This window comes from Winogradskyella wichelsiae, from assembly GCF_013403925.1.
Lineage (GTDB): Bacteria > Bacteroidota > Bacteroidia > Flavobacteriales > Flavobacteriaceae > Winogradskyella > Winogradskyella wichelsiae.
Genome location: NZ_JABFDJ010000002.1, coordinates 416556 through 429235, shown reverse-complemented (window position 1 = coordinate 429235; position 12680 = coordinate 416556). Strand labels below are relative to the sequence as shown.

Sequence of the window (12680 nt, the reverse complement as noted above, 5' to 3'; positions counted from 1 at the left end):
TTAAACATTTTTTGTTGGTTACAACATAAAGAGTGACTTCTAAATAACTCTAAATGTGGTTTCCAACGTTGTAAATCTAAAAAAAAAAAATAGAAATAACCAAGGGGAATATGAGAATTTTCTATCAATTTTAAGTTTACGGTTTTTCCGTAATTCTACTGCGGAAAAACCGTAATTGAAACTATAAAATAATCAAAGCTTTAACAATTTTGTGTTTGGGGTTTAATACTAATTTTTTGTATGTGAATGAGTTGTTGTTTTGTTTAAAATGAAATCAATCCTTAGAGATTAGAAATTTCAAATAATCGTTAATAACATAATCTATAATTTTGAAATCATTTTGGTCTGTTGTTTATAACTTATGGTAAGCCGTAGGTTTGTTTTTTTACAAAACCTAGTTTGTAACTGCCGTTATTTTCTGTAATAGCAAATTTTATATCTTGGTCATTAGCTTGTGGAACTGCTAAAGAATTTTGTAAGGTGTCCGACACTTTACCTGTAATTTGAATTTGTTGGGCATTGGAACAAAAGTTTAATAATAAAACAAATAAAATAAAAGATATATCTAATGTTCATTAAGAATAACTTTAAAACCTAATGGTTTCTTTTAATTTCATAATAAGATCATTAAATTCTATTGTTGTTAATTTTTCTCCTTTAGTTGGTTTGGTTATCTTTAACTCGCTATCCTTAACATTTAATTTTATGCTTTTAGCATAATATGTAAATCTTTTTTTTGTTAACTCCAAAATTAAACCAGGCAAATTTCCATAGTTAAGCGGCCCATAAGGTTCGGGTATTTCTGGAGCGTACCAAGCCTCAATCTCTCGTTCATTATCAATACCTGACCTAGTAACATATTTTTCAGTTAAAACAGCTTTGTAGCATTTATATTCACCAATCATTTTGCTTTCTTTAGTAAGTGTCCAATTTTGCTCCTGTTTACTAATGTCTATTAAAAATAATTTTGAAAATGATTCTTTTTGATGTAAAAATTCTTTAGCAGAAATGTTTCTATAATATAGTCCCTTTACGCCGCTCAAAACATTTGCAAGTCTACTCTTGATTCCTTCTTCTCCTACTTCTAAGCCGCCTTCTTTTTTAAAAATTGATTCTTCTTTTGTAAAAATCAACTGAAGCGTGGTTTCTTTAATTTTATCTAAAGCATTACCTATAATTTCTTTATTTTTATTAATCTCTTTCTTATCTTTTTTTAATTCAATATCATTGGAAATACCATATTCAATTATAGAAATTTTATTGCTGTATTGAAAAACAAAAATATAGGAGCTTAAGAAAAAAATCCCAAGTAAAAATTTCATTTTATAAATCATCTTTTTTCAAATTTTAAGTGCCACCGATATTTTAATCAATAGCACTTGATTAAATTAATTATTGCAGCTACAATTATATATTCTTTCGCAATCATCATATAATTGCGCGAAATCCTCATAATCTAGTTCGAATCCTAATAATTCTTCAAGAGCATATGCCGCGGCAGTGCAGTTCATATTAATTGCATTTAGTGTACTACTTACAAATATCACCACAGCCATTAAGCTAAATACTTTTTTATTCATAATTTAAGTCTTTAAACCTATTACATTTTTTTTAATAGGTTGATTAATAACTAATGTCTCCCTGAAATTTAGGGAATAGAGGACATTTGTTATCTCATTAACAACATGATTTGTAAATATTAAAATCATTTTGGTTATTGTAAAATGTGGTCTTTTTTATTGTAATTAGTGGTGTGTATTTAGTTTTCATCAAAAAATTCAGGAAATGCCTTTTGTAACATTTTATCATATTCATCTTTTGTAACGAGCTTTCCTTTTGGTTTTTCTATGGAAAGTTCATCACTCTTTAAATTTAATTCAATATTTGTTGCACTAAAAGAAAAGTAACCATCTTGAATTTCTAATATTGCTCCTGGTAATCCTAAAAAGTTTTTAGGTCCAAAATTGATAGAAATTTCTGGTGTGTACCAAAAAATAATATCTTTATTTTTATAGTTTAAAATTGCTTTATAGCAGGTATAACCACTAATTTTTTTTTGTTTCTTTTAATAATTTCCAATCTAAAATCTCATTCTTTATCAAAAAACATTCACCTAACTTGCAATCTTGCTCAAAAACATCGATTGATTTTGAACTGTTTTCTGAGTAATATACTTTATTACCTCCAGCTCTAGTCTTAGCTAAATTAATAATTTCATTTTCAGATAAATCATTGTCTAATTCATCTAATACATAATATTTAGACTTACCCAAGCTGAACTCTATTATACTATTAACATTTTTTGAATTCTTCAAAATAGTAATAGCATCAGAACTTGCTCCTTTATTTGATTTTTCATATTCGTCAATACGTTCTTTTGGAATACTTAAGGAAACATTATAAGTGATTCTCCCGTTAATACTATTTTGAGAAAATCCAATATTGAAATTTATTATTAATACAATAGCAAAAAATTTATAAATAGTTTTCATATATATAATTTTAAAATGGGATTGCCTTAACATCTTATAGGTGTTTATAACCGTCTTGTATATGAAAAGTAGCAGATTTAAATTACCAATTTGCAGATTAAAACAAAGAAAGCAGAAAAGAACTAAACTTTTGAATTAGCTCTTAATGGCTATTTTTTATATACTGTGTTGTGTGCAGTTTTTAATCAATTCATTAACAGGTTTTTCCGCAAACTTTAGTGGTAAACGTACCAACCTGCACTTGAATATTAGCACAATCTCCAATTCCAGAAATATTATTGCTCAAATATGATTGAACAGCTCCACCAACACATTCTTCTGGGCCACTAACGTTGCTGCAAGAATCAACTTGAGAATATTCATTTGGACAACTTGCTAAGTCAGCAATATATGGCCCACCTCTTTTTGCATCATAAGAATTTTTAGAATCGTCATATTTAAATGATTGTCTAATAATATCGTTTTTAGTATCTATTTCAGTAATTTCTGAAATCGTTGCTTTTCCATCTTTAAAAGAAACATTAATAAAAACATCTGATACTTCAGAATCATTTTTTATTAACTCTCTAGAATCTTTTATTATTAAACCAAATGAAGATTCTATTTTTGAAATTAATTCTTTTTTATCCTTATAATCAAATACTTTGATTTCGTTTCCTAAATCTGATTTGCTTAAATCAATTTTAATTTTACTAAAATTGAATAAATCTTTTTCTTTACTTATAACTTCTTCTTGAGAGCAAGAATTTAAATTAAAAATCAGAACGATTAAAGCTAAATTCTTTATAAATGTTTTTTTCATAATTAAATGTTTTTAATAAGGTTAATATTTTTTGTTGTAAAATCTTTATTTTCATAAGGGTGGTCAGTACCTTTTAGACCGTTATTATTGTTAAATCGCACACAACAATCCCATTTGGATTATTTATCCACAATTTTGAGCATAGCAACTGTGGTATAGATTCAAATAATCATCAATATGATCGTTTGGATCTTCATCCAATACGTCTGATGCAAATTGAATTATTGTTCTCGAAGCTCTAACGCAATCAGATGCACAACCATAATCTTCATCAGTTGTTTCATTAGTTGAGATTGATACAGTAGAAATAGTTGTTTTACTTTCTAAGAGTAGTATTGCCGCCATAAGGTTAAATACTTTTTTTAAATAGGTTGGTTAATAATTAAAGTCTCCCTAGCACTTAAGGAATAGAAGTCTTTTTCAGCGCTATTAATTTTAATTCTTAAGAGTAAAAATAAAAAGCTTGCGCAAGCTATATGCTTAAACATTTTTTGTTGGTAACAACATAAAGAGTAACTTCTAAATAACTCTAAATGTGGTTGCAAACGTTGTGAATCTAAAAAAAAACAGAAATAACAAAGGGGAATATGAGAATTTTCTATCAATTTTAGGTTTACGGTTTTTCCGTAATTCTATTGCGGAAAAACCGTAACCAAAACCGTGAAATAATTAAAACTTTAACAGTTCTGTGTTTGTGTTTTAACACTAATTTTTTGTAAAAGAATGTGTTGCTCTGGTCTCTAAAATTGAATCAATCTTTAGAAATTAGAGATTTTAAATAATCGTTAATAGTATAATCTATAAATTTTGAAACTATAACATCACTACTATTAAGGGGGTGAGTTAAACCATCTTCTAAAGGGCCGCAACCTCTAGAAAAACTGAAATCACTTTGATAGTTGATATTAATAAGATTTAAATTCGAAGATAATTTAGTGCTTAAAGCATCTGAATTAATTTAAAAATAAGTGTCTGCATCTCACATAGTAAACTTAGTATCGGTTTATTGGAATTCAAAGGTTAATGGTGTTGCCATTTTTGTAAATTCAAATACGGTCAATTTCTCATTTGAAAATGCAGAAAAGCTAAAGTCAGATATTTTGAAGTCTAAAGTTTGAGAAGAACAAAACGAACTTAGGAAAAACAGAAAAATAAAGTAAAGAGTAATTTCATTTTAAATGATTTTTTCTAATGCTTTAAAATTAAGAAAAATTATTGATATTTGTAGCACATGACCCGAGCGCGAGAGAAAATTTTGGAGCTCAGCGTATGTTCTTAGCGTGAACAGCATGTAATATAAAAGCAATAGTTTTAAACACATGACACCATTCTGGGCCAACATAAAAATTCACCTTCATTTCCTTATTAAAAGAGATCCAGAATAAATACACCTACGGATCTCTACAAATTTTATACCTTTAAAGTTGTAAATAAAGTGTCACCTTGAGCGCAGTCGAAAGGTCTTTGTAATATTTAAAACCATTCAAAAACATGCCATTCTATCATAAATTAGGGGAAATTCCACCAAAACGCCACACGCAGTTTAAAAAATCAAATGGCGATTTTTATTACGAGCAATTGTTCGGTACTATTGGTTTCGATGGTATGTCTACTAATAGTTACCATGAGCAACCCCCAACGCAAGTCAAGGAGATTAAAAGACAATACAGTGTTGCGCCAAAAGTGGCAAAAGAAAATAACATGCAATCGTATCGTTTTAAGGGGTTCCAAGTAAAGCCAGAAAATGATTATTTAGAGAGTCGCAAAATTGTACTCACAAATAGCGATTGTAATATCATATTAGCGGCACCAAAGCACTCTACTGAAAATTATTTTTATAAAAATACGGATGCCGATGAATTAATTTTCATCCATAAAGGCACTGGAAAATTAAGAACGCACCTTGGAAATTTAGATTTTAAATACGGGGATTATCTATTGGTGCCAAGAGGTGTTATTTATAAACTTGATTTTGATACCGAAGACAACCGTTTATTTGTCGTAGAATCCCGACGACCAATTTATACACCTAAGCGCTACCGAAATTATTTCGGACAATTATTAGAGCATTCGCCATTCTGTGAGCGCGATTTAAGGCAACCACAAGAATTAGAAACCTATAATGAGTCGGGTGAGTTTTTAATTAAAATAAAAAAGCAAGACGAAATTTTTGATATGGTTTATGCTTCACATCCTTTTGATGTGGTGGGTTACGATGGCTATAATTATCCGTATGCATTTTCCATTCATGATTTTGAACCTATTACAGGTCGGGTGCACCAACCGCCTCCAGTACACCAAACCTTCGAAACGGATGCTTTTGTAGTGTGTAGTTTTGTGCCGCGTTTATATGATTATCATCCAATAGCTGTTCCTGCACCATACAATCACAGTAACATTGATAGTGATGAGGTGTTGTATTATGTAGATGGTGATTTTATGAGTAGAAATGATATCGCGCCAGGTCATATTTCGTTGCATCCAGCAGGTATTCCGCACGGACCACACCCAGGAACTATGGAGAAAAGTCTTGGTAAGGTGAAAACCGAGGAATTAGCTGTGATGGTAGATACCTTTAAGCCTTTAAAAGTTACAGAAGACGCTTTAGAAATTGCGGATGAAGATTATTTTAAATCTTGGTTAGAACATTAATTAGTAAACAATAAAAATTCAAAGAAAAATTTTAAAGATGAATCAAAACAAATTACCTGCAGACCCATTATCACTCGTTTTAGGAATATTAGCATTAGTTATGGGTATTGCTGGCTGTTGCTGCTATGGTATTACAGCTATTGTTCCGTTAACAATGTCTATTATTGGACTTGTAATGGCTAATAAAAGCTTGCGGGAGTTTGGCGAAAACCCTGAAGCTTTTGACCCCCAATCTAGAAGTAATGTTAATACCGCTAAAATTATAAATATTATAGCTGTTGTACTTAATAGTTTGGTGCTTCTTATTGCACTTGGAGTACTTGCTTTTTATGGAACATTAATGTCATCTGCTATTTTCGATGGTATTCAAAATGGAAATTTCGAAGAAGATGATTATTATTACGAATCTGAATATGAAACAACCATAGAGCCTGAAAGTTCTGAAAATTGGGATGATGATACTTATATTATAGAGGAAGAGCAGGTTGATTCAGTAGAGGTTGAGGAACTATAAATAGTTTATAAAAAACAGAGTATTATGGCAAAAGAAATAGAAAGTGTAAACTACGGTTTAGAAAAAATATTTGATGGAGCTCAAGATTTTCTTCCACTCTTAGGAACAGATTACGTAGAGTTTTATGTTGGTAATGCAAAGCAAGCCGCACATTTTTATAAAACGGCGTTTGGTTTTCAATCTTATGCCTATAAAGGTTTAGAAACGGGGTCTAAAGATGCCGTTAGTTATGTGTTAAAGCAAGATAAAATACGTCTAGTTTTAACAACGCCTTTAAATAGTAAATCTGAAATAAATAATCATATTGTAAAGCATGGAGATGGTGTAAAAGTAGTGGCTTTATGGGTAGAGGATGCTCGTAAATCTTATGAGGAAACTACAAAACGTGGCGCCAAATCTTACATGGAACCGGTTGTTGAAACTGATGAGTTTGGTGAAGTCGTTAGAGCAGGTATTTATACCTATGGAGAAACTGTACATATGTTTGTAGAACGCAAAAACTATACAGGTACTTTTTTACCAGGATTTACAGAATGGAAAAGTGATTATAACCCAGAACCAACAGGTTTAAAATACATAGATCATATGGTAGGTAATGTAGGTTGGGGCGAAATGAATACTTGGGTAAAATGGTACGAAGACGTTATGGGCTTTGTTAACTTTTTATCTTTTGATGATAAGCAAATTCATACCGAATATTCTGCTCTTATGAGTAAAGTAATGAGTAATGGAAATGGTAGAATTAAATTTCCAATTAACGAACCTGCAAAAGCAGCAAAAAGATCTCAAATTGAAGAATATTTAGATTTCTATGAAGGTTCAGGTGTGCAACACATTGCTGTAGCAACAGATGATATAATTACCACGGTTTCACAATTGAAATCTAGAGGAGTAGAATTTTTATCTACACCGCCAGATGATTATTACAGAGCTGTACCAGGGCGTTTAGAAGAGCATAGCCACGCACTTAAAGAAGATATCGAAACTTTAAAAGGTTTAGGTATTATGATAGATGCAGATGAAGAAGGCTATTTACTTCAAATTTTCACTAAACCAGTAGAAGATAGGCCAACACTGTTTTTCGAAATTATTCAGCGTATGGGAGCTAAAGGTTTTGGTGCCGGGAACTTTAAAGCCTTGTTCGAATCTATTGAGCGAGAACAAGAAAAAAGAGGGACACTTTAAAACATAAAAAAACGTGTTTAACTTCTAAGGTCAAACACGTTTTTCTTTTAATAAGCTTATAGATTGTCTTTAGTGCTAATTAATTCTAACTAAAATTAAAATAAGCCCCTTTAAAAATACTTATAGATAATTAATGATTGTATAGCTTCTTGTTACATTTGGAATGGTAATTGTATTTGTGATAGTTGTAACATATTAAATGCATCACATTAATTATATTTACAAACTAGAGATTATGAGTCGGGTAATTTATAATAAAGTGCTTGATAAAATGATCATCGATAAGCATATGTGACTGCAAATAGTAATATATAAGAAACACATGAAACATTTATTTACCATCATATTATTTTTTGTAGGATTCCAAGCATCTAATGCAGAAAAAACATCTGCTTTTCAAGGCGGCGAATGGTTTAAATTTGAAATGAGTTATAGTGGTTTTTTAAAGGCAGGGAATGCAACACTATCGGTTAATGAAACAAATTTAAGAGGAAAACCCGTTTATCACGTTGTTGGAAAGGGGTGGACCACTGGTGCTATAAAATGGTTTTTTAAAGTGAAAGATCGTTATGAAAGTTATTTTGATAAAGTAACAGGCGTACCGTATAAATTTATTAGAAAAATAGACGAAGGCGGCCATACCAAAGACATTGAAATTAATTTCGATCATGATTCTAAATTAGCCCAAGTAAAGAATCTTAAGAAAAACGAAATAAGTACGGTTTCCATAGCGCAAGATGTGCAAGATATGGTATCCATGTACTATCATCTAAGAAACAAAATTGATATTCCATCTTTAAAAGTAGGAGATGAGATAAAGACAAATATGTTTTTTGATGAAGAGAATTATGGTTTCAAAATAAAATATTTAGGGAAAGAAATTATTAAGACCGAATTTGGTAAGGTTAAAGCCTTAAAATTTAGACCTTACGTTATGGCGGGTCGTGTGTTTAAAGAAGAAGAGAGTTTAACCTTATGGGTAAGCGAGGATAAAAATAAAATTCCATTAAAAATAAAAGCAGATTTAGCTGTGGGTTCGTTAAGAGCAGAGTTAGTTGCATTTAAAGGTTTGAAACATCCGTTTGAGATCATTTACAAAGAATAATTTAAATATGTCAGAGCAAAAAAATTACGATGATATTGTAAGGGCGCTTGAGGAAAAGTACGCAAAAATAGATCAAGATACAGACGACCATTTATATGGTCTTCTTTATAGTAAACCCATAACGTATTGGGATTATATTCAAACCGATGCTTTGTTGAATCTGCAAATTCAACGTACCACACTTCCAGATGAAATGGTATTTATTGCCTATCATCAAATTAACGAATTGCTTTTTAAAATGATTCTTTGGGAAATTGCTCAAGTTGCAGAAAAAGAAGACTTAGATGTCAAGTTTTTCGAAAGTAAGCTAATGCGTATCAGTCGTTATTTCGATATGTTGTCAACCTCTTTCAATATTATGAGAGAAGGAATGGATGTAGAACAATACATGAAGTTTAGATACACGCTTACACCAGCCAGTGGTTTTCAAAGTGCACAATATAGATTGATTGAATTTGCTTCAACCGAATTAATTAATCTAATAGATTATAGATTTAGAAAAGATATTGACAGGGAAACTCCTTTTAATCATGCCTTTGAACATTTATATTGGCAAGCCGCAGGAAAAGACCATAAAACAGGTAAAAAATCCGTGCTTTTAGTTAATTTTGAAAAACGATATAAAGACGAGTTTTTAAGATTTATGGAAACCTATAATACTAAAAATCTTTGGACACGTTTTAAAGAGTTGCCAAAGGAAGATCAGAAAAGCGAAGCGCTTATTAAAGCCATGCGACATTACGATTATACGGTGAATGTCTCTTGGGTTATGGCACATTATAACGCTGCTAAACACTATATTGATAGTGGTATTGGAGATGGTAAAGCCACAGGGGGAAGTAATTGGAAAAAATACATGCATCCAAAATATCAGAAACGTATTTTTTTTCCGGAACTCTGGAGTAAAGAAGAAGTAGAAAACTGGGGAAATAATTTATAAGCGATTAATATTAATGCAATTAAAAAATAGTTTAGCAATATTTATTATTGTAATAAGTTTATGGTCATGTAAAGATGATAACGCAGCAGAACTTGAGCGCCAAAAAAATATAGCGAAACCTGTTGAAAAAGAAAAAATTATAGAATTTGGTTTCGATATCAATAATTACATTGTAAAACGAGATACCATTAAATCTGGTGATAGTTTTGGTGAGATTATGCAACGTAATAATATTGGGTATCCTAATATTTTTCAAATAGCAGAAACGACTAAAGATACTTTTGATATTAGGAACTTGCGTGCTGGTAGACCTTACACCTTATTATATTCAAAAGGGTCAGAAAAAGATAGTTTACCAAGTCCAAGTACATTTATTTATCAACCAAATCAAATAGATTATGTTGTTATTGGGTTAAAGGATTCTATACATGCTTACAACAGCAAAAAGAAAATAACTTATATTGAAAAAACAGCAACCGGAGTTATAGAAAGTAGTATTTCAGAAACGTTAAAAGAAAAAGGCTTAAGTCAGAAATTAGCCTATAAAATGGCTGATGAAATTTATGCATGGACTATAGATTTTAGGCGCTTACAGAAAGGTGATCGTTTTAAAGTGATTTATACAGATAAATATATTGATGATACTATTTACGCAGGAATTAAAGAGGTAAAAGCCGCTTATTTTGAACATAACGGAGACTCACTGTATGCTTTTCAATTTGAAACCGACTCTATAAAAGGTATTAAAGATTATTTTAATGAAAATGCTAAAAATTTACGTCGTGCCTTCTTAAAAGCACCTGTTCAATTTAGCCGTATTTCTTCGCGCTATAATTTAACAAGACGTATTGCTGTTTATGGTTACAAAGTACGCCCACACAAAGGAACTGATTTTGCAGCACCTATCGGTACACCAATTATGGCAACTGCAAACGGAACGGTTATAGAATCTACGAGACGTGGTGGTAACGGTAAATTTGTAAAAATTAGACATAATGCTACTTATAGCACGCAGTATTTGCATATGAGAAATCAAAATGTAAAAAAAGGCGAATATGTTAAACAAGGTGATATTATTGGTTATGTGGGTATGACAGGAAATACAGGAGGTCCACACGTATGTTATCGTTTCTGGAAAAACGGAAAACAAGTTGATCCTTTTAAACAAGAATTACCCGATGCAGAACCTATTTCCGATAGCTTAAAAGTTAAGTATTTAGAGCATATAAAACCCGTTAGAAAACAACTTGATGATATCTTTTTCTTAGAAGTAGAACCTAAGGAAACAGAAAACACATTAACTGAAGATCCAATTTTATAATTAAAATTATGGCATTAAAAGCAACCAATCCGACCACAACAAAAGCTTGGGAAAAATTACAAGCACATTTTGAAGATATTAAATCTAAACATTTAAAAGATTTATTTAGTTCTGATGCTGAAAGGGCAAACGATCTAACGGTTAAGTGGGATGATTTTTATGCTGATTTTTCTAAAAATAGAATTACAAAAGAAACGGTAAACTTACTTGTAGAATTAGCAAATGAGCTAGATTTAAAAGATGCCATTTCTAAGTATTTTGATGGAGATATAATTAATGCAACAGAAGGCAGAGCTGTTTTACATACTGCTCTAAGAGCACCCGAAGATGCTGAGGTTTTAGTAGATGGAGAAAATGTGATTCCTGAAATTCATGAAGTAAAACGCAAAATTGAAGCATTTACAAATGCTGTTGTCAATGGTGATCATAAAGGTTTTACAGGTAAAGCAATTACAGATGTTGTAAATATCGGTATCGGAGGTTCTGATCTTGGGCCTGCAATGGTCGTAGATTCGTTGCAGTTTTATAAAAACCAATTAGAAACACATTTTGTTAGTAATGTAGATGGTGATCATTACCAGGAAATTATAAAAAATTTAGATCCAGAAACAACACTTTTTGTAATTGTTTCTAAAACATTTACAACACAAGAAACACTTTCTAATGCCAATTCTATTAGAGCTTGGTTTTTAGAATCTTTACCTCAAGAAGCTGTTTCTAAACATTTTGTTGCTGTTTCTACTAATATTGAAAGTGTAAAAGCTTTTGGTATTGATGAAGAAAATATTTTCCCGATGAAGGATTGGGTAGGCGGCCGATTCTCACTTTGGAGTGCTGTTGGTCTTTCTATTAGTTTAGCTTTAGGTTACAAGCATTTTGAAAGTTTATTAGACGGAGCGCATAAAATGGATACACATTTTAAAACGGCCGACTTTGATCAAAACATTCCTGTAATTTCAGCATTATTAACTGTTTGGTATAACAATTTCTTTCAATCAGAAAGCGAAGCAATTATTCCTTATACACAATATTTAAACCAGTTTGCAACTTACCTTCAACAAGGTATTATGGAAAGTAATGGTAAAAGTGTAGACAGAGATGGTAATAAAGTAAATTACCAAACAGGTACTTTAATTTGGGGAGAACCAGGAACAAATTCTCAACATGCCTTTTTTCAATTAATTCACCAAGGAACAAAACTTATTCCTACAGATTTTATTGGTTTTGTAAATTCATTATATGGTAATAAGGATCATCATGATAAATTGATGTCTAATTACTTTGCGCAAACAGAAGCGCTAATGAATGGTAAAACTGAAGCAGAAGTTTTAGCAGAGTTTGAAGGCAAATCTATGTCTAAAGAAGCAATTTCTACATTGGCACCATTCAAAATATTTGAAGGTAATAAACCAACAACTTCTTTATTAATTCAGAAGCTAACACCAGAGAGTTTAGGGAAATTAATTGCTATGTATGAGCATAAAATATTTGTTCAAGGTATTATTTGGAACATTTATAGCTATGATCAGTTTGGTGTTGAGTTGGGGAAACAACTCGCTAAATCCATACTGAATGAGCTTAATAATACTAATAAAGACGCCGATCATGACTCTTCCACGCAAAATTTACTGGCTTTTTATATGAACAATTGTTAAAAAATTGTGATTAT

General features: G+C 31.0%; 13 protein-coding genes. 7 read left to right on the top strand and 6 right to left on the bottom strand.

Translation table 11 applies throughout. The features are described 5' to 3' along the window. Positions 1-359 precede the first annotated feature (359 nt). From HM985_RS17340 to HM985_RS05510, 6 genes are all read right to left on the bottom strand, one after another. Positions 360-491 carry a hypothetical protein gene (locus HM985_RS17340; RefSeq protein WP_262886513.1) on the bottom strand — a complete coding sequence of 44 codons (132 nt, stop codon included), beginning with the start codon at positions 489-491 and terminating at the stop codon, positions 360-362. A gap of 96 nt (positions 492-587) precedes the next feature. Further along, entirely contained in the window at positions 588-1322 is a 735-nt protein-coding gene (locus HM985_RS05530) for a GLPGLI family protein (RefSeq protein ID WP_179375294.1), read from the bottom strand. A 437-nt stretch (positions 1323-1759) separates the two neighbouring features. Next, positions 1760-2023, bottom strand: a complete 264-nt coding sequence (locus HM985_RS17430; RefSeq protein WP_394351821.1) for a GLPGLI family protein — start codon at positions 2021-2023, stop codon at positions 1760-1762. Between the two features lie 22 nt (positions 2024-2045). Continuing rightward, complete coding sequence (locus tag HM985_RS05520) at positions 2046-2492, bottom strand: hypothetical protein (protein ID WP_179375293.1); 447 nt, start codon at positions 2490-2492, stop codon at positions 2046-2048. Positions 2493-2685: 193 nt separating this feature from the next. Then, positions 2686-3294: a hypothetical protein gene (locus HM985_RS05515; protein ID WP_179375292.1), complete on the bottom strand. Its 609-nt coding sequence runs from the start codon at positions 3292-3294 to the stop codon at positions 2686-2688. Between the two features lie 123 nt (positions 3295-3417). After that, positions 3418-3639: a hypothetical protein gene (locus HM985_RS05510; protein ID WP_179375291.1), complete on the bottom strand. Its 222-nt coding sequence runs from the start codon at positions 3637-3639 to the stop codon at positions 3418-3420. Positions 3640-4785: 1146 nt separating this feature from the next. Here HM985_RS05510 and HM985_RS05505 point away from each other — a divergent pair. From HM985_RS05505 to pgi, 7 genes are all read left to right on the top strand, one after another. Further along, the gene (locus HM985_RS05505) at positions 4786-5946 is read left to right on the top strand and encodes a homogentisate 1,2-dioxygenase (protein WP_179375290.1); all 1161 of its coding nucleotides are present in this window, start codon (positions 4786-4788) and stop codon (positions 5944-5946) included. Between the two features lie 37 nt (positions 5947-5983). Then, positions 5984-6460: a CCC motif membrane protein gene (locus HM985_RS05500; RefSeq protein ID WP_179375289.1), complete on the top strand. Its 477-nt coding sequence runs from the start codon at positions 5984-5986 to the stop codon at positions 6458-6460. 24 nt (positions 6461-6484) lie between these two features. Beyond that, positions 6485-7645, top strand: coding sequence for a 4-hydroxyphenylpyruvate dioxygenase (hppD, locus tag HM985_RS05495; RefSeq protein ID WP_179375288.1), 1161 nt, complete (start codon positions 6485-6487; stop codon positions 7643-7645). A gap of 322 nt (positions 7646-7967) precedes the next feature. Further along, positions 7968-8750: a DUF3108 domain-containing protein gene (locus tag HM985_RS05490; RefSeq protein WP_179375287.1), complete on the top strand. Its 783-nt coding sequence runs from the start codon at positions 7968-7970 to the stop codon at positions 8748-8750. 7 nt (positions 8751-8757) lie between these two features. Further along, on the top strand, positions 8758-9690 hold the full coding sequence (locus tag HM985_RS05485) for a tryptophan 2,3-dioxygenase family protein (protein WP_179375286.1): 933 nt from the start codon (positions 8758-8760) through the stop codon (positions 9688-9690). A gap of 13 nt (positions 9691-9703) precedes the next feature. Further along, positions 9704-11011: a peptidoglycan DD-metalloendopeptidase family protein gene (locus HM985_RS05480; RefSeq protein ID WP_179375285.1), complete on the top strand. Its 1308-nt coding sequence runs from the start codon at positions 9704-9706 to the stop codon at positions 11009-11011. An 8-nt stretch (positions 11012-11019) separates the two neighbouring features. Then, positions 11020-12666: a glucose-6-phosphate isomerase gene (gene pgi / locus HM985_RS05475; protein ID WP_179375284.1), complete on the top strand. Its 1647-nt coding sequence runs from the start codon at positions 11020-11022 to the stop codon at positions 12664-12666. The last annotated feature ends 14 nt before the right edge of the window (positions 12667-12680 follow it).